This window comes from Pseudomonas kribbensis, from assembly GCF_003352185.1.
In the GTDB taxonomy this organism is placed as follows: domain Bacteria; phylum Pseudomonadota; class Gammaproteobacteria; order Pseudomonadales; family Pseudomonadaceae; genus Aquipseudomonas; species Aquipseudomonas kribbensis.
On the sequence record NZ_CP029608.1, the window covers coordinates 4,422,525 to 4,438,401 of the forward strand.

Below are 15,877 nucleotides of genomic sequence, written 5' to 3' on the forward strand. Positions count from 1 at the left end.
TCATGAACAAGCACGCCGTCCACCAACTGATTCTCGACAAGCTGCGCGTCGACCTCGACATCGCCGAGCGCGCGGCACAAACCGCTTACGAAACCGCGACCCACGAAGAGAACATCGCTGAAAACAAGTACGACACCCTGGGGCTCGAGGCGTCGTACCTGGCGGCCGGGCAAGCGAAACGGGTCGAGGAGATCCGCCAGTCACTGGCGGTCTGCCAGAACCTGACGCTTCGGGCCTATGACGATCAACGCGGGATTGAAATCGGTGCCCTGCTCGGTCTGGAAGACGAAAAGGGTCGCGAGCAATGGCTGTTTCTGGCGCCGGATGCGGCGGGCCTGAAAGTCGACGTGGTCGGTCAGCCGGTCACCGTGATCACCCCACGCTCGCCGCTGGGCAAAAGCCTGCTGGGCAAGTTCGAGGGTGATGAGGTGGAGATTCTGGTGGCGGGCACCCGGCAACAGTTCGCTGTCACCGAGGTGCTGTAGACAGGAGCTTAGTGAACCGGCAGTTCGACGCCTTCGAACAGCTCTTCGAGTTCTTGCTTGTTGTGGCACTGGATGGCCTTGGCCATGACTTCGCGGGTCAGGTGCGGTGCGAATTTCTCGATGAAATCGCACATGAAGCCACGCAGGAAAGTGCCGCGACGGAAACCGATCTTGGTCACGCTGGACTCGAACAGTTCGCTGGCATCGAGCACCACCAGGTCGTTGTCGAGTTTGGTATCGACCGCCATTTTCGCCACGATGCCGACACCCAGACCCAGGCGTACGTAGGTTTTGATCACGTCGGCGTCGGCGGCGGTGAACACCACTTTCGGCGTCAGGCCGCGATGGCTGAAGGCTTCGTCGAGTTTCGAACGGCCGGTGAAACCGAACACATAAGTCACGATCGGGTATTCGGCCAGTGCTTCGAGGGTCAGCTTCGGCAGCTTGGTCAGCGGGTGGCCCTGAGGCACGACCACGCAGCGGTTCCAGCGGTAGCACGGCATCATCACCAGGTCGCCGAACAGCTCCAGCGCTTCGGTGGCAATGGCGAAATCCACGGTGCCGTCAGCAGCCATTTCGGCGATCTGCATCGGCGAACCCTGGTGCATGTGCAGCGCCACGTCCGGGTATTGCTTGATGAAATTGCTGATCACCGGCGGCAGTGCATAACGTGCCTGGGTGTGCGTGGTGGCGATCGACAGGGTGCCTTTTTTCTCGTTGGAGAATTCCTGGGCGATCTGCTTGATGCTTTCGACCTTGCGCAGAATCTCACCGGCGGTGGTGATGATGCGCTCGCCGGCCGGGGTGACGCGGGTCAGGTGTTTGCCACTGCGGGCGAACACTTCGACGCCCAGTTCGTCTTCCAGCAGACGGATTTGCTTACTGATGCCCGGTTGCGAGGTGTAGAGACTTTGGGCTGTAGCGGAAACGTTGAGGTCGTGGTGCGCCACTTCCCAGATGTAGCGCAATTGTTGAAGCTTCATATGAATCCCTCAAAGCAGGTAGACGCCACGGGCATCAGCGACGGTATATAACTATATTAATGGTTTGAAGAATAAATCTAGAACTTTTTTATCAAAACGCCATTATTACCGTCTCAGCGATCCTCCCGGCGCCGACGCTCCACCAGCGGCACCATGTAAACCGGCACCTTGGACAATTGCAGCAATCGCGTCGCCGTGCGCCCCAAGGGTGTTTCCGCCCCGACCCCGTGGCTGTGACTTCCTACGATCAGCAAATCGACGGAGAGTTTCTGGACCTGGTCGAGAATCACCTGCGACGGATCGCCCTGCAGCACCCGCACCGCACGAATCCGCAGCAGATCCTGCTCGCCCTCGTCCCCCAGTTCTTCGCGAAAACTGTCGAGCACCCGTTGCTCGATATTGGCGATGACGGTTTTCAGACCCTGACTGTGAAATTCGTTCAACGCCTGTTCGTCGAGATAGCTCTGCAACACCGACTCGGCAAACAACCCCATGGGTTCCACCGCGTGCACCACATACAAGTCGGCATTGAATGTTCGCGCCATCGCCAGGGCATGCTGCATCACTAACGGTGCGTACAGACCGAGGTCAGTGGCATACAGCATCGAACGAATCATATGACCTCCTCGCAAGCCAACATGGCGGAGATTTGATTCAGCTTAGCAGTGCCTTGGCGAGTACGACGTGCGACGCAACGTCTTGAACCACGAGGGCTTTAGACCGCCGGTTCGTTGCTGATGCCGTGGGGGACATGGCCGGTGGCAACCACCTCGCGGGCCAACTCGCAGTGACCGGCCTGATCGTCGAAAAACACGTCGGCGGCAAAGGCTTCGAGGAATGCCGACTTCGTCAATCCGCCGAGGAACAGCGACTCGTCCAGACGGATGTCCCACTCACGCAAGGTGCGGATCACCCGTTCGTGAGCCGGCGCCGAACGCGCGGTGACCAGTGCGGTGCGGATCGGGCAGTTATCGTCAGGGAACTCACGCTGCAACAGATTGAGCGCTGCGAGGAAGCCCTTGAACGGCCCGCCGCGCAACGGCTCGCGAGCGGATTCACGCTCCTTGGCCTGAAAGGCTTCGAGCCCTCCGGACTGATAGACCCGCTCCGACTCGTCGGAAAACAGCACCGCGTCACCGTCGAAGGCAATGCGCAACTCATCGCTGGCCGCACGGCTGGCGCCACCGGAAAGAATCGTCGCCGCCGCAAAGCCGTTGTCCAGCGCCGAGCGCACGTCCTCAGCATGAGTGGAAAGAAACAGGTCGCAGCCGAACGCCTTGAGATAAGGATAAGGACTGCGCCCGCCGACAAACGCCGCACGGGAAATCGCCAGGCCGTAGTGATCGATCGAGTTGAACACCCGCAGGCCGGTGTCGGCACTGTTGCGCGACACCAGAATCACCTCGACCCGGGCGCGGCCAAGGCGACTGTTGAGGTTGAGCAGTTTTTCCACCAGCGGAAAGGCATCGCCCGGCGCGAGGATTTCGTCTTCGTGCTCGATCTGATATTGCCGGTAGGCTTCGACGCCGCTCGACAGGTAGACCTTGTGACTCTCGCTCAGATCGAACAGGGCACGGGACGAAATCGCCAGCACCAGTTTGTCATCGATGTTCTTGGCCATGCCTTCCCCCAGATCCCCTCAAAGAATCGACTCAGGTGTTACGCCGGTCGATGAAACGCAAATGGCGATACAACGCCTCGATTCGCGGCAGTTCGCAACCTGCCGCTTTTGCCGCCGCCAAAGGTCGAGCGTAGATGGCGTCCAGTTCCAGCGGTCGCTTGTGCAGAAAATCGTGGTACATGCTCGGCCAGTAGTCGGGCATTTTCTCGGTCATCATGAACAGGTACTCGGCGTAACCGGGCGGCATGTCATGGCCACAGGCCTTGGCGCCCTGCACCACTTCAGCCATCAGCGCCTGGATCTGCACGCGGCTGTCGGCATCGGCCATCAGCGGCGTGGTACTCGCCCCGAGCAACACCGAAAGACCATTGTAGGGAATGTTCCAGACCAGTTTCTGCCAGCGCGCCTGGTGCAGGTTCGGCATGGCATGGGAGTCGATGCCGGCGGCACGGAACAGACCGACGCCCTCCTCGACAATCGCCATGCGCGCCGCATCATCGGCTGCCGGGCCGCTGTGATAACCGACGTTCACCGCCCCGAGCGCCTGATGGGTGATGTGGCCCGGACCTTCCCGGTGAACGCAGATCAGGCACAGGCCGCCCAGCAAGTGCAGGGAATCGGGCAACAACGCCCGCAAGCTGTCTTCCACGTCGAGGCCGTTCTGCAGCACCAGCACTTTCGCGTCGGGTTTCGCCGCCTGAATGATCGACGGCGCCAGGCCAGCGTTGCTGGTGGTCTTGGCGCCAACCAGCAACCAGTCACAGGGCGGCATGTCCTCAGCCGATGAATAGGCCTGCACCGGGTTCAGCGTCAGTGTGCCGTGAACCGCGCTGTCCACCTGCAAACCGCGCTCGGCGACCGCGGAAAACTCGCTGCGCAGCAAAAAGTGCACATCGAATCCGGCCCGGGCCAGCATCAGGCCGTAAAACCCTCCGATTGCGCCGGTGCCGATAATCCCTACCACCGTTTTTTTGACGACTGCCCCCATCACGGCAACTCCTCTGCAATTCGACCCAGCGCCTGTGCCACGGCTGCGTTCAGCTCAGCGGCATTCAGACGCGTGTGTACTGCCCCAAAGAACTCGCCGTCGCGCACCACGAACAGCGCCGGCAAATGAAAGACCTGATAACGCTCGACCAGACCGCCGTTGTCGCCAGCGTCGATCCAGCACAGGCGATCGACTGCCAGATCCAGCCCCGGCAACACCTCGCGGGCATAACGGCAACTGGAGCAGCCGACGCTGGTGAAGATCACCAGCGAAACGCCGTTCATCGCCAGCAGCCGTTGGTCGGCGTCGAAATCGGTCAGTTCGGATTCGAACACTATACTGGGGGAAACAATGTCAGATGGCCGACACAGGGAGTCTGTGCTCATGGGACGGTTTATTCCTCATCCGGATGATGTGCCCGTCGAATTAACGTTGCTCAAACCTGAGTGTATTTCGCGGCAACAGCTGCACACTATCAGCCTCGGCGGCATCGCTTGCAATTACCACCGCGCCTGGCGCCATGGCACCGCGCTGCAGGTGCGCATGCCGACGCTCAATGCCGACATCTGTTATCCGGGCTACGTGGCCTGGTGCCTGCGGCGCAAGAAAGGCTATCTGGTGGGTATCGCCTTCACCGACGAGCAGACCCTGTTCAGCGCCCGAATGGGTGAGCAGGTGTGTCAGATCGAACGCTATTGCCGACTCAACGACGCCCACGACGACCTCCAGGATATTCAGGCCCTGGCCCTGCAATGGGTCGAACAACACGCCGACGAGTTCTCCCACGACACCGTTCGCAAGGCTTTTGCGCAGCCAGTACTGGACTGAACAGTGACTTGCCCATTGTCGACAGGCGCCTGACGCGCTAAGGTTCGGCTCCCCGACGCGCTTAAATCTGCTGTGCTCCGCCGCGCGGGGATCGCTGGCGGCCGGCACCCGTGACCTGACGAGTAAACGATGGCTGATTTACCGATCAACGACCTGAACGTCGCTTCCAACGAGACCCTGATCACTCCCGATCAGCTCAAGCGTGATATCCCTCTGAGCGACGCTGCCCTGCGCACCGTCACCAAGGGTCGCGAAGTCATCCGCAATATTCTCGATGGCACCGACCACCGTCTGTTCGTGGTCATCGGGCCTTGCTCGATCCACGACATCAAGGCTGCCCACGAGTACGCCGAGCGCCTGAAGGTGCTGGCGGCGGAAGTGTCGGACACCTTGTATCTGGTCATGCGCGTGTACTTCGAAAAACCGCGGACCACCGTCGGCTGGAAAGGCCTGATCAACGACCCGTACCTGGACGACTCGTTCAAGATCCAGGACGGCCTGCACATCGGTCGCCAGCTGCTGCTGGACCTGGCCGAGAAAGGCCTGCCGACCGCGACCGAAGCCCTCGACCCGATCTCCCCGCAGTACCTGCAGGATCTGATCAGTTGGTCGGCCATCGGCGCCCGCACCACCGAATCCCAGACCCACCGCGAAATGGCTTCCGGCCTGTCCTCGGCAGTCGGCTTCAAGAACGGCACTGATGGCGGCCTGACCGTGGCGATCAACGCCTTGCAGTCGGTCTCCAGCCCGCACCGTTTCCTGGGTATCAACCAGGAAGGTGGCGTGTCGATCGTCACCACCAAGGGCAACGCCTACGGTCACGTGGTGCTGCGCGGCGGCAACGGCAAGCCGAACTACGATTCGGTCAGCGTCGCCCTGTGCGAACAGGCGCTGAACAAGGCGAAGATCAAGCCGAACATCATGGTCGATTGCAGCCACGCCAACTCCAACAAGGATCCGGCCCTGCAACCGCTGGTGATGGAGAACGTCGCCAACCAGATCCTCGAAGGCAACCAGTCGATCATCGGCCTGATGGTCGAGAGTCACCTGAACTGGGGCTGCCAGGCGATTCCGAAAGACCTCGCCGACCTGCAATATGGCGTTTCGATCACCGATGCCTGCATCGACTGGTCGGCCACCGAAAACACCCTTCGCAGCATGCACGCCAAGCTCAAGGATGTACTGCCGAAACGTCAGCGCGGCTGACAGCCGTTTCGCAGGCATAAAAAAACGCCGGGCATTGCCCGGCGTTTTTGTGTGTGCGGTGTGGGGTCAGTCAGATCTTGGCGGTGCGCCGCTGATGACGCTCCATGTAGCGCTCCACGTAGGAGCACGACGGAATGACCGTGTAGCCCATTTCATCGGCGTATTGCAGTGCCCGCTCGGTCAGGGCTGCCGCAATGCCTCGGCCACGCAATGCGTTGGGCACGAAGGTGCGGTAGATATCCAGGGTCTGTTTCCCCAGATCCATATAGGTCAGGTAGGCACGATGACCGTCCACATTGGTCTCGAACTGATGACCAGCCTGGTCATGGTGGATGGACAACGCCTCGCTCATCACTACTCCTCGCGGGTCTCGAATGCTGACCCCTACCTTACCGATGTTTTCCCGGCGAAGGAACATCTACGCCACCCCGTGCCTGATGGACACCGAGAAGAACTGCACCGATCTCGCGCAACCCGAGCACGTATCAAATAGTAGGCACCAATGACGAAAATGCTCAAGGCGCACTCGTCATCAGGCTGATTGACGGGGCAGTTCCGGTGGACTCAGGACCGGTTCGGGAGAACCTTGTCCCGAACCGAAAGGCTGAACATCGCCGGATGTTGAGACTTAAGACGTGCCTGGTTTTTTAAAGTCACCTGAACATGGACAAAGATATGCGAGCTGTCACGCAAAATCGGAACAAAAGTGTAGACGAACCCATATAGGCAGACTCTAGCCACTACCTGCAAAACAGCACCCGACAACGGGAACTTTTTCTCAATAACTCGCTCACGACGGGCGTTACAGCTGAATATTTTTTATACAGCCCGGTTAAAAGTTGCTCGAAAAAGAATCAACGCCTACAATTTTTTTTGCTTCTTGCCTTACGTCAGTTTACTTACTACAAGTAATGGGTAGTATGTACGCCGGCTATTTCCTCAATCGGAGGAGACAGCCACTTAATTGAAAGTCCTTGAAGGGGAACACGATGAACAACGTTCTGAAATTCTCTGCTCTGGCTCTGGCCGCAGTTCTGGCTACCGGTTGCAGCAGCGCATCGAAAGAAACCGAAGCACGTCTGACCGCTACTGAAGACGCAGCTGCTCGCTCCCAGGCTCGTGCAGACGAAGCTTACCGTAAAGCTGATGAAGCTCTGGCTGCTGCTCAAAAAGCACAACAGACTGCTGACGAAGCTAACGAGCGTGCTCTGCGCATGCTGGAAAAAGCTAGCCGCAAGTAATAGTCCTTCGGGATTGTTATCAAGCCGACCCGTTTTTCGGGTCGGCTTTTTTTTGCCTGAAATTTTCTTCATGCAATAAAAAACCCGCCGACGCTCACGCATCGGCGGGTTCTGTTTTCCGGCTTACTGTTGCAGGTCGATCGGTGCGCTGGAAACGATCGGTGCCGAGGTGTTCGGTGTGCCGATTTCAGTTGGCAGGCCATCTTCCGCCGCCACCACATCACGCACCACATCCCAGTTCATGCGCAGGTTGTTGGTGATGTCTTCACGCTTGAGCATCGCGTTGATCACGGCGGTGTGCTTGTCGACCACCGACGGGTTGCCCTTGTCGTCGATCGGCGTGTGCGCTTCCAGGTAGATCTTGCCGCCACTGCGACCGAACTTGTACGCGTCGTTGAGGATTCGTACCGAAGTCCCCACCGGCACCATGCTGGCCATTTCCAGCACGTTGTTGTTGAACATGCGGAAGCAGCCGTGGCTGGTGCGCATGCCGATACCGAACTTCTTGTTCGAACCGTGGATCAGGTAGCCCGGCGTGCCCAGGGTGAACTTGAACGGCCCCAGCGGGTTGTCCGGGCCGGCCGGCACTACGTTCGGCAGCGGATCGCCATCGGCGGCGTGTTCGGCCTTGATCGAGGCGGGCGGTGTCCAGGTCGGATTCGGCGTCTTGGCGGTGATCGTGGTGTGGGCGATTGGCGAGCCCCAGCCCTCGCGACCGATACCCAGCGGGAAGGTGTACACCACGTTCCGGCCTTTCGGGTAGTAGTAGAGGCGGTACTCGGCAAGGTTGATCACGATGCCTTCACGCGGACCCGGCGGCAGGATGAATCGGGTCGGCAGGACCACTTCGGTGCCGGCGCCCGGCAGCCAGGCATCGACGCCCGGGTTGGCCGCGACCATTTCCGAATAACCCAGATCGTAGGTGGTGCCCAGATCGGCAAAGGTGTCTTCGTATTTGGCCTTGATCACCTGCACCTGGCCGATGATGTCTTCACCAGGTGGTGGCAGGGGAAACTCCAAGGCGGCAACGGGACCGGCCACACACAGGGCGGCAAGAGACAGGCAGCGGGTGACGGCAGGGAAACGCGGCAACATCCGGAGAATCCTTCGCAAGATCGACAAGGGTATAGGAACGCGATTGTACACCGCACCCAGGGAATTCGGGGAGATGCGCCGATGGGCTGGCAGCAGTCTTCATAATTGAAGCTACTGTAAGAGCGGACGGCGTTCGGCAGGTGCGTGTGCTTAAAGCTCGAAACGCAGTTCAGGCCAGATCGGCGAGGTTCCACGCTTCTGCGATTCGAGAATCGCCCGGCACAGCGAGCACAGGCGCTGATCCTGGAACACCCGGCGATCCACGCTCGACCAGCGCGGTTGCGCCGGCAGCAGACTGCCGCACAGCGTCCGGTCGGCCGAGCCACCGAGCTCCAGTTGACGGGTCACCAGATGCACCCGCACTTCCTGGCAGGCGAACAGATCCAGCTGTTCGTCAGGCTCGATCAGTTGGTAGGCAAACAGGGACCAGGCAGAACGCGACATCGGGGGCTCCATTTAGGGGGGCGCCACATTAGCCGAAAGCCTGCCGCTAGAAAAGCCTCATAACAGCGGTTTTAGCGTCGGCCAGACATTTTCCAGCAACTTGCCCTGGGCCCCGGCTGCCGGGTGCAGACCGTCGGCCTGCATCAAGTCCGGGTGCCCGCCCACGCCCTCGAGGAAAAACGGCACCAGCGGGATCTTTTTCTCCTCGGCGAGTTTGCCGTAGACCTCGGCAAAGGCATCGGTGTAGCGCTTGCCGTAATTGGGCGGCAGTTGCATGCCGAGCAACAGCACCCTGGCACCGCTTTGACGGGAGCTGTCGATCATCGAAGCAAGATTTTGTTGCAATTGCGTCGGCGGCATTCCCCGCAGGCCATCGTTGCCCCCCAACTCGAGGATCACCAGCTCCGGCTTGTGCTCTGCAAGCAGCGCCGGCAGCCGCGCCTGGCCTCCGGCACTGGTGTCGCCGCTGATGGAGGCGTTGACCACTTTATCGTCAAAACCTTCGGACTTGAGCCGCTGCTCGAGCAACGACACCCACCCCAACCGGGTATCCAGTCCGAAACCGGCGCTGATACTATCGCCAACGATCAGGACTGTACCCGCCGCTGCGTTCTGGGCCATGCACATCAAGGCCAGGCCAGCACTCAAAAACCACACACGCATCGGATTCTCCATGGGCGCAAGCATTCTCACCGCGAAGAACCTTAGCAAAGTGGTTCCCAGCGCGGAAGGTGAACTGACCATCCTGCACGAACTCAGCCTGGAACTGAACAAGGGCGACAGCCTGGCCATCGTCGGCGCGTCCGGCTCCGGCAAATCCACCCTGCTCGGCCTGCTCGCCGGCCTCGATCTGCCGAGCAGCGGCGAAGTCGTTCTCGCCGGCCAGTCCCTGAGCGATCTCGACGAAGACCAGCGCGCGCGCATTCGTGCCGAACACGTGGGTTTCGTGTTTCAGTCGTTCCAGCTGCTCGACAGTCTCAACGCCCTGGAAAACGTCATGCTGCCGCTGGAACTCGACGGCCGCAAAGACGCCCGCGGTCGCGCCACCGAATTACTGCAACGGGTCGGCCTCGGCCAGCGCCTGACTCACTCGCCGCGCCAGCTCTCCGGTGGTGAACAACAGCGCGTCGCCATCGCCCGGGCCTTCGCCGCCGAGCCGGACGTGCTGTTCGCCGACGAACCCACCGGCAACCTCGACAGCCACACCGGCGAGCGCATCAGCGACCTGCTGTTCGAACTGAACAAGGAACGCGGCACCACCCTGGTGCTGGTGACCCACGACGAACGCCTGGCCCATCGCTGCCGGCGCCTGATCCGACTTGAAGCCGGCCTGCTGGTCGCCCCCCTGGAGCCTTGATGGCACGTCTGCCGCTGTTGCGCCTGTTCAGCCTTGCCCTGCGCCAGCTCCTGCGCGATGCGCGCGCCGGGGAGTTGCGGGTGCTGTTCTTCGCCTTGCTGGTGGCGGTTGCCGCCAGTACCGCCATCGGTTATTTCGGCGCCCGCCTGAATGGTGCGATGACGTTGCGCGCCACAGAGTTTCTCGGCGCGGACCTGGTGCTCGAAGGCAGCTCTCCCGCACGACCGGAACAAATCAGGAGCGGTACCGAGCTGCGCCTCGACCATGCGCAGATCGTTGAGTTTTCCAGTGTCATCGCCACCGACAACGGCATTCAGCTGTCGAGCATCAAAGCCGTCGACCGCGCCTATCCGCTACGTGGCGAACTGAAAAGTGCCCCGGCACCGTTTGCTGCCGAAACGTCGGGGGGCGAACCACAACCTGGAGAAGCCTGGGTCGAATCGCGCCTGCTCACGGCGCTGGACCTGAAGATCGGCGACAGCATCGACGTCGGCATGAAGACGCTGAAGCTCACCAGAGTGCTGACTTACGAACCGGATCGCGCCGGCAACTTCTACAGCCTGACGCCACGGGTGCTGATCAACCTCGACGACCTCGCCGCGACCGGCGTGGTCCAGCCCGGTAGCCGGGTGAGCTATCGCGAACTTTGGCGCGGCGAACCGAACGCGCTGGAAACCTATCGCCAACTGATCAAACCGGGCCTTGCCGCCAACCAGCGGATCCAGGATGCCCGCGACGGCAACCGGCAGATTGGCGGCGCACTGGGCAAGGCCGAGCGTTATCTGAACATGGCCAGTCTGGTTGCCGTGCTGTTGGCCGGTGTGGCCGTGGCGCTGTCGGCGAATCGCTTCGCCAGCCGTCGTTTCGACGCCAGCGCCCTGCTCCGTTGCCTGGGATTGTCACGCCGGGAAACCATGGTGTTGTTCAGCCTGCAACTGGCAGTACTCGGCTTGTTCGCCAGCCTCAGCGGTGCCCTGATTGGCTGGCTTGCTCAGTTGGGATTGTTTGCGCTGCTGCATGATCTGTTGCCGACCGACGTACCGCCGGGTGGCTTGCTTCCGGCGCTGGCGGGGATCGGCACCGGGCTGGTGGCGCTGGCCGGTTTTGCCTTGCCGCCGCTCGCCGCCCTCGGCCGTGTGCCGCCGTTGCGAGTGTTGCGCCGCGACATGCTGCCGATTCCGTCGAGCACCTGGATGGTCTACGGCGCAGCACTCGGCGCGCTCGGCCTGATCATGTGGCGCCTGAGTCTGGATCTGCTGCTGACGTTTGCCTTGCTCGGCGGTGGCGTGGTCGCCGCGCTGGTGCTCGGTGGTTTGCTGTTGCTGCTGCTCAACAGCCTGCGTCGCCTGCTGGCTCGCGCCTCCCTGCCGTGGCGCCTCGGCCTGGGCCAGTTGCTGCGTCACCCTCTCGCGGCGGCCGGGCAATCCCTGGCATTCGGTCTGATCCTGCTGTCCATGGCGTTGATTGCGCTGCTGCGCGGTGAATTGCTCGACACCTGGCAAAACCAGCTGCCAAAAAATGCTCCCAACTATTTCGCCCTGAACATCCTGCCGGCGGACAAACAGGCCTTCACCGATCACCTGATCAATGTCTCGGCCCAGGCTGCTCCGTTGTACCCGGTGGTGCCGGGACGGCTGATCAGCATCAACGGCGAAGCGGTGCAGCAGATCGTCAGCAAGGATTCGGCCGGCGACCGGGCGATCCAGCGTGACCTGAGCCTGACCTGGGCCGCTGACTTGCCCGCGGGCAACAAGATCACCGCGGGTTCGTGGTGGAGCGGACAACCCTCGGACGAAATTCCAGGTGTGTCGGTGGAAGGCAAAGTCGCCGAAAGCCTCAAACTCAAACTCGGCGACCACCTGGTGTTCACCGTTGGCGGAGTCAATCGTGAAGCGAAGGTCACCAGCCTGCGGGAAATCAACTGGGACAACTTCCAGCCGAACTTCTTCATGATCTTCCAGCCCGGCACGTTGAAAGATCTGCCGGCGACCTACCTCACCAGCTTCTATCTGGCGCCCGGTCACGACCAGCAGATCGTCGAGCTGTCGCGAACCTTCCCGGCGGTGACCATCCTGCAGGTCGAAGCCTTGCTCGAACAGCTGCGCAGCATCCTCGCCCAGGTCACCCTGGCGGTGGAGTACGTGTTGTTGTTTGTGTTGGCGGCCGGGATGGCGGTGCTGTTTTCCGGGTTGCAGGCGACGCTGGATGAACGCATTCGCCAGGGTGCGTTGTTGCGTGCGCTGGGGGCGGAACGGCAGTTGCTGGTCAAGGCGCGGCGGATCGAGTTCGGCTTGCTTGGCGCAGTCAGTGGATTGCTGGCGGCCATTGGTACGGAAGTGGTGAGCCTGGTGTTGTATCGCTTCGCGTTCGACCTGCCCTGGCATCCGCATCCATGGTTGCTGGTGCTGCCGTTGATCGGCGCGGCCCTGATCGGTGGCGCCGGCGTGTTCGGCACCCGTCGGGCCCTGAATGCGAGCCCGCTGACAGTGCTGCGCGAGGGTTGATAGACTCCAGCCCTCAATACCACAAGAAGTTGCCATGAGCCGTTATCGCCCTCCCCGCACCGCCGGCACCGCGCTGATCACCCCCGAAGGTGAAGCGCGGATGCGCGCCGAATTCCATGAGTTGTGGCATGTACGCCGCCCGCAGGTGACGCAGTCGGTCAGCGAAGCGGCGGCTCAGGGCGATCGGTCGGAAAATGCCGAATACACCTACGGCAAGAAGATGCTGCGCGAGATCGACAGCCGCGTGCGCTTTCTTACCAAGCGCCTTGAGGCGCTGAAAGTGGTCAGCGAAAAACCGAGCGATCCGAACAAGGTCTACTTCGGCGCCTGGGTGACCATCGAGGATGAGGACGGCAAGCAGTCGCGCTATCGCATCGTCGGCCCGGACGAGCTGGATCTGAAACTGGGCCTGATCAGCATCGACTCGCCGCTGGCCCGCGCCCTGATCGGCAAGGCGCTGGACGCCGAAGTCCGGGTCCAGACGCCAACCGGCGAGCAATTCGTTTATATCGTGGCGATCGACTATCCCTGACACTCAGCGCCGGGCAATCAGACCCTGGCGGGCAACGCGGGTCAGCTGACGGATCATTTCCGGGGCGTCTTCAGCGCTGGGCGACTGGATCACCGCCAGGTCGAAACTGTCATCGGCAAAACGCGCCAGCGACTCGCCGTCTTCGACAAACTGAATCAGGAATGCGGCAGGACCGCCGCTGCGACGTGGCCAGCCATCGAGATAACGCAACAGCGTCGGCTGGTGTTTGCCGCCAAGCAGGATTTTTGGGTTGCGCTGGGTGATATGTGCCGTGATCGGCGCGGGACGTGCTGGAGGGCGTAGTGCATTCATCGTGTCGTGTCTCTGCCTCAAAAGTCTGCATGGCAGGTGAGAGGCAACACCGAACCAGCGCTTTAGCGGTATTTCGAAGCCCTGTTCCGGCTTCTGACGGCAACTGAAGAATAGTCACCTGGCGCCCCGCAAGTAGCTGTTTAAATCGGCGCATGAGCGGCATCCTAGAGAACGTGACCCGCGAGTGTCAAGAATCAGCCGCAACAAAAAGGCCCGCACAATGCGGGCCTTTTGCTTGAGCCAGAGCGGTCAACCGGCGATGGCGCGATCCACCGAAAGCTTGCCGGCACCTTCGATCAGTACCGCGAGGCTGCCACCGAGCAGAGCCAGGGCGAACTCGTAACCGTTGTTGGCCATGAACAGGCCGTTGCTGATGTGCACGGTGAAGATCGCCACCAGCGACAGGAAGGTCAGACCAAGTGCCGCCGGACGCACCAGCAGACCGATGATCAATGCCAGACCGGCGAAGAATTCAGTACCGCCTGCCAGAGTCGCCATCAGATAGCCTGGGGTCAGGCCGATGCTTTCCATGTACTGCGCGGTGCCGGCCAGGCCGTAGCCACCAAACAGGCCGAAGAGTTTTTGCGAACCGTGGGCGGCGAAGATCACGCCGACGGCAATGCGCAGAATGGTCAGACCGTAGCCAGCGCGGGTGAACAGGACCTTGTTGATCAGAGAGCTCATGTTTGTATTCCTTGTTGGAGAAGTGCTTGTTGGTTGACCGCCATATTAATCAGTTAAATTTATGTTAAAAGCGCAAATATTCCGCCATAACAATCAATTTATTTGATTATTTGCGTGAGACAACTTTCTGTCCCCGGGGCTCCAACGACTCACGCTCCCGGTCGAACGCCAAGTAATACTTGTTCACACTATTAACATAGCTGACGGCGCCCATACCCACCTGCTCCATCGCGATGCGCTCGACCTGGAAGAACCACTGGTTCGGATTAAGCCCACGTCGCCGGGCCTCGGCACGCATGCCCTGCACGCGTTCCGGGCCGATGTTGTAGGCGGCCAGGGTGAACGCCATGCGCTCGCGCTCATTGAGCTTGGGGCTGTTGAAGAACTTGCGGCGGATCATCGCCAGGTACTTGGCTCCGGCCTGCACATTCGCATCGAGATTCTGGATGTTGTTGACGCCGACCCGCTGCGCGGCGGACGGCGTGATCTGCATCAGCCCGGTCGGGCCACCGCCACCGCGTGCACTGGGTTGCAGTGCCGATTCCTTGAACGCCAGAGCGGCCAGATTGAGCCAGTCCATGTTCTGCGCTTCGGCATGCTTTTGCAGGGTCGGACGCAGTTTTTCCAGGCGCTGGCGGTCAGCCTTGGCCAATGGATAGTGCACTTGATAGAGGCGGCGGTAGATCCGCAGAAACGCTGCGTCTTCGTTCGACGGCGTCTTGTAGCCGGTCAGGAAGCGGTCGATGCTCGCCCGCAGCATCGAGGCATCGCGCCTCACGAACCAGTATTCCTCGCCCGGTTCGCTGATCATCAGCTGCCGGTCGAAACGCAGCTTGGGCAGGATCTTGCCCCAGCGCTCGGCAATCGGTTGCTCGACGATGGTCAGGTGGAAGATGCCGCCCTGGACCATTTCCAGCACATCCTCGACTGCCAGGGTTGGATCGACCCATTCGATCTTGATCGGTGCCAGTTTGTGCAGCGCCAGTTTCTGGTTGAGCTGACTGACCGCCTCCCCCGCCGCACTACCGGTGGGCAGCGCCAGGGTTTTGCCGGCCAGTTGCTCGACCTTGGTGTAGCGCTTTTCGCCCTTGATGCCGACCAGCACCAGCGGCACATTGCTGGCGATCGGCTCGCTACTGGCGACCGCGTGGCCCGGTTGCAGGTCGAGCAGTTCGCCCGGGGCCACCAGATCGCCTTCGCCACGCTGTAGTGCGCCGAGCAATTGATCCTTGGCTTTGGGAATGATCTTGAGGGTGATTTCCTGGCCGTCACGGGCGTGGCCATTGAGGTACTGCTCGAAGGCGCGCAAACGGTGATATTCGACGCCGATGGTCTGGCCCTGGACTTCGCCGGAACTGTTGCGGCTCTGGTTGACCAGCACTCGCAATACACGGCTGCTGCGAATCTCGGTCAGGTCGCGGACCTTGGCGGCCGGCACGGCTTGCAGCGGCCCGGGCAGGCGCGCGACCGCTGTCATCGGCAGCAGCAACGAACCACACAGCAGGAGCAAAACCGAGGGACGAACCATCCACTCTCCGGAAAGAATACGGGGCGTTTTTTGCCGCTGAACGGTCGCAAAACACCGACGAAAACAGAG

The 15,877-nt window shown here is 61.0% G+C and carries 19 protein-coding genes; 7 read left to right on the forward strand and 12 right to left on the reverse strand.

The window, feature by feature from the left end:
* Window positions 1-2: 2 nt before the first annotated feature.
* A complete protein-coding gene (locus tag DLD99_RS20110; protein ID WP_114884570.1) occupies window positions 3-485 on the forward strand; it encodes a GreA/GreB family elongation factor in 483 nt (160 codons plus the stop codon).
* A gap of 8 nt (window positions 486-493) precedes the next feature.
* Here DLD99_RS20110 and cysB read toward each other — a convergent pair whose 3' ends face one another.
* The 5 genes from cysB to DLD99_RS20135 all read right to left on the reverse strand — a co-directional run bounded on the left by cysB (window position 494) and on the right by DLD99_RS20135 (window position 4,463).
* Window positions 494-1,468 carry an HTH-type transcriptional regulator CysB gene (gene cysB / locus DLD99_RS20115; RefSeq protein ID WP_007955684.1) on the reverse strand — a complete coding sequence of 325 codons (975 nt, stop codon included), beginning with the start codon at window positions 1,466-1,468 and terminating at the stop codon, window positions 494-496.
* A 113-nt stretch (window positions 1,469-1,581) separates the two neighbouring features.
* Complete coding sequence (locus DLD99_RS20120) at window positions 1,582-2,085, reverse strand: universal stress protein (RefSeq protein WP_085710767.1); 504 nt, start codon at window positions 2,083-2,085, stop codon at window positions 1,582-1,584.
* 98 nt (window positions 2,086-2,183) lie between these two features.
* Complete coding sequence (locus DLD99_RS20125) at window positions 2,184-3,089, reverse strand: 5'-nucleotidase (protein WP_085730576.1); 906 nt, start codon at window positions 3,087-3,089, stop codon at window positions 2,184-2,186.
* A 31-nt stretch (window positions 3,090-3,120) separates the two neighbouring features.
* Window positions 3,121-4,077, reverse strand: a complete 957-nt coding sequence (locus DLD99_RS20130) for a putative 2-dehydropantoate 2-reductase (RefSeq protein ID WP_114884572.1) — start codon at window positions 4,075-4,077, stop codon at window positions 3,121-3,123.
* The gene (locus DLD99_RS20135; protein WP_114884574.1) at window positions 4,077-4,463 is read right to left on the reverse strand and encodes a thioredoxin family protein; all 387 of its coding nucleotides are present in this window, start codon (window positions 4,461-4,463) and stop codon (window positions 4,077-4,079) included. Before DLD99_RS20135 ends, DLD99_RS20130 begins: the two co-directional genes overlap by 1 nt.
* Here DLD99_RS20135 and DLD99_RS20140 point away from each other — a divergent pair.
* Window positions 4,462-4,905, forward strand: coding sequence for a PilZ domain-containing protein (locus DLD99_RS20140; protein ID WP_085710771.1), 444 nt, complete (start codon window positions 4,462-4,464; stop codon window positions 4,903-4,905). The two genes, DLD99_RS20135 and DLD99_RS20140, sit on opposite strands and share 2 nt — an antisense overlap.
* A 129-nt stretch (window positions 4,906-5,034) precedes the next feature.
* The gene (locus tag DLD99_RS20145; protein WP_114884576.1) at window positions 5,035-6,111 is read left to right on the forward strand and encodes a 3-deoxy-7-phosphoheptulonate synthase; all 1,077 of its coding nucleotides are present in this window, start codon (window positions 5,035-5,037) and stop codon (window positions 6,109-6,111) included.
* Window positions 6,112-6,181: 70 nt separating this feature from the next.
* Here DLD99_RS20145 and DLD99_RS20150 read toward each other — a convergent pair whose 3' ends face one another.
* On the reverse strand, window positions 6,182-6,463 hold the full coding sequence (locus DLD99_RS20150) for a GNAT family N-acetyltransferase (protein WP_007955658.1): 282 nt from the start codon (window positions 6,461-6,463) through the stop codon (window positions 6,182-6,184).
* Window positions 6,464-7,100: 637 nt separating this feature from the next.
* On the opposite strand from DLD99_RS20150, the gene oprI reads away from it, so the two are divergent.
* Complete coding sequence (gene oprI, locus DLD99_RS20155; RefSeq protein ID WP_003183784.1) at window positions 7,101-7,352, forward strand: outer membrane lipoprotei OprI; 252 nt, start codon at window positions 7,101-7,103, stop codon at window positions 7,350-7,352.
* Between the two features lie 123 nt (window positions 7,353-7,475).
* Here oprI and DLD99_RS20160 read toward each other — a convergent pair whose 3' ends face one another.
* From DLD99_RS20160 to DLD99_RS20170, 3 genes are all read right to left on the reverse strand, one after another.
* Window positions 7,476-8,447: a L,D-transpeptidase family protein gene (locus tag DLD99_RS20160; protein ID WP_085710772.1), complete on the reverse strand. Its 972-nt coding sequence runs from the start codon at window positions 8,445-8,447 to the stop codon at window positions 7,476-7,478.
* A 150-nt stretch (window positions 8,448-8,597) separates the two neighbouring features.
* Window positions 8,598-8,891, reverse strand: coding sequence for a hypothetical protein (locus tag DLD99_RS20165; RefSeq protein ID WP_007908575.1), 294 nt, complete (start codon window positions 8,889-8,891; stop codon window positions 8,598-8,600).
* A 57-nt stretch (window positions 8,892-8,948) separates the two neighbouring features.
* A complete protein-coding gene (locus DLD99_RS20170) occupies window positions 8,949-9,554 on the reverse strand; it encodes an arylesterase (protein ID WP_085710773.1) in 606 nt (201 codons plus the stop codon).
* A 10-nt stretch (window positions 9,555-9,564) separates the two neighbouring features.
* On the opposite strand from DLD99_RS20170, the gene DLD99_RS20175 reads away from it, so the two are divergent.
* From DLD99_RS20175 to greB, 3 genes are read left to right on the forward strand one after another with little or no spacing between them, the layout of a single operon-like run.
* Window positions 9,565-10,248, forward strand: coding sequence for an ABC transporter ATP-binding protein (locus tag DLD99_RS20175; protein WP_114884579.1), 684 nt, complete (start codon window positions 9,565-9,567; stop codon window positions 10,246-10,248).
* The gene (locus DLD99_RS20180; RefSeq protein WP_114884581.1) at window positions 10,248-12,752 is read left to right on the forward strand and encodes an ABC transporter permease; all 2,505 of its coding nucleotides are present in this window, start codon (window positions 10,248-10,250) and stop codon (window positions 12,750-12,752) included. The genes DLD99_RS20175 and DLD99_RS20180 overlap by 1 nt, the downstream gene beginning before the upstream one ends.
* 34 nt (window positions 12,753-12,786) lie before the next feature.
* Window positions 12,787-13,284 (forward strand): transcription elongation factor GreB, encoded by a 498-nt coding sequence (gene greB, locus DLD99_RS20185; RefSeq protein ID WP_003226818.1) that lies wholly within the window; start codon window positions 12,787-12,789, stop codon window positions 13,282-13,284.
* A 3-nt stretch (window positions 13,285-13,287) separates the two neighbouring features.
* On the opposite strand, the gene DLD99_RS20190 is transcribed toward greB, so the two are convergent.
* The 3 genes from DLD99_RS20190 to DLD99_RS20200 form a co-directional block, all read right to left on the reverse strand.
* Window positions 13,288-13,596, reverse strand: coding sequence for a class I SAM-dependent methyltransferase (locus DLD99_RS20190; RefSeq protein ID WP_114884582.1), 309 nt, complete (start codon window positions 13,594-13,596; stop codon window positions 13,288-13,290).
* A 249-nt stretch (window positions 13,597-13,845) separates the two neighbouring features.
* Window positions 13,846-14,280 (reverse strand): DoxX family protein, encoded by a 435-nt coding sequence (locus DLD99_RS20195; RefSeq protein ID WP_007950955.1) that lies wholly within the window; start codon window positions 14,278-14,280, stop codon window positions 13,846-13,848.
* Window positions 14,281-14,386: 106 nt separating this feature from the next.
* The gene (locus tag DLD99_RS20200; protein ID WP_114884585.1) at window positions 14,387-15,808 is read right to left on the reverse strand and encodes an MltF family protein; all 1,422 of its coding nucleotides are present in this window, start codon (window positions 15,806-15,808) and stop codon (window positions 14,387-14,389) included.
* Window positions 15,809-15,877: the final 69 nt, after the last annotated feature.

Bases quoted from the DNA above. Each gene is read 5' to 3' on its own strand.
- DLD99_RS20110 (WP_114884570.1), top strand. From the start codon at position 3: ATGAACAAGCACGCCGTCCACCAACTGATTCTCGACAAGCTGCGCGTC.
- cysB (WP_007955684.1), bottom strand. From the start codon at position 1,468: ATGAAGCTTCAACAATTGCGCTACATCTGGGAAGTGGCGCACCACGAC.
- DLD99_RS20120 (WP_085710767.1), bottom strand. From the start codon at position 2,085: ATGATTCGTTCGATGCTGTATGCCACTGACCTCGGTCTGTACGCACCG.
- DLD99_RS20125 (WP_085730576.1), bottom strand. From the start codon at position 3,089: ATGGCCAAGAACATCGATGACAAACTGGTGCTGGCGATTTCGTCCCGT.
- DLD99_RS20130 (WP_114884572.1), bottom strand. From the start codon at position 4,077: ATGGGGGCAGTCGTCAAAAAAACGGTGGTAGGGATTATCGGCACCGGC.
- DLD99_RS20140 (WP_085710771.1), top strand. From the start codon at position 4,462: ATGGGACGGTTTATTCCTCATCCGGATGATGTGCCCGTCGAATTAACG.
- DLD99_RS20135 (WP_114884574.1), bottom strand. From the start codon at position 4,463: ATGAGCACAGACTCCCTGTGTCGGCCATCTGACATTGTTTCCCCCAGT.
- DLD99_RS20145 (WP_114884576.1), top strand. From the start codon at position 5,035: ATGGCTGATTTACCGATCAACGACCTGAACGTCGCTTCCAACGAGACC.
- DLD99_RS20150 (WP_007955658.1), bottom strand. From the start codon at position 6,463: ATGAGCGAGGCGTTGTCCATCCACCATGACCAGGCTGGTCATCAGTTC.
- oprI (WP_003183784.1), top strand. From the start codon at position 7,101: ATGAACAACGTTCTGAAATTCTCTGCTCTGGCTCTGGCCGCAGTTCTG.
- DLD99_RS20160 (WP_085710772.1), bottom strand. From the start codon at position 8,447: ATGTTGCCGCGTTTCCCTGCCGTCACCCGCTGCCTGTCTCTTGCCGCC.
- DLD99_RS20165 (WP_007908575.1), bottom strand. From the start codon at position 8,891: ATGTCGCGTTCTGCCTGGTCCCTGTTTGCCTACCAACTGATCGAGCCT.
- DLD99_RS20170 (WP_085710773.1), bottom strand. From the start codon at position 9,554: ATGCGTGTGTGGTTTTTGAGTGCTGGCCTGGCCTTGATGTGCATGGCC.
- DLD99_RS20175 (WP_114884579.1), top strand. From the start codon at position 9,565: ATGGGCGCAAGCATTCTCACCGCGAAGAACCTTAGCAAAGTGGTTCCC.
- DLD99_RS20180 (WP_114884581.1), top strand. From the start codon at position 10,248: ATGGCACGTCTGCCGCTGTTGCGCCTGTTCAGCCTTGCCCTGCGCCAG.
- greB (WP_003226818.1), top strand. From the start codon at position 12,787: ATGAGCCGTTATCGCCCTCCCCGCACCGCCGGCACCGCGCTGATCACC.
- DLD99_RS20190 (WP_114884582.1), bottom strand. From the start codon at position 13,596: ATGAATGCACTACGCCCTCCAGCACGTCCCGCGCCGATCACGGCACAT.
- DLD99_RS20195 (WP_007950955.1), bottom strand. From the start codon at position 14,280: ATGAGCTCTCTGATCAACAAGGTCCTGTTCACCCGCGCTGGCTACGGT.
- DLD99_RS20200 (WP_114884585.1), bottom strand. From the start codon at position 15,808: ATGGTTCGTCCCTCGGTTTTGCTCCTGCTGTGTGGTTCGTTGCTGCTG.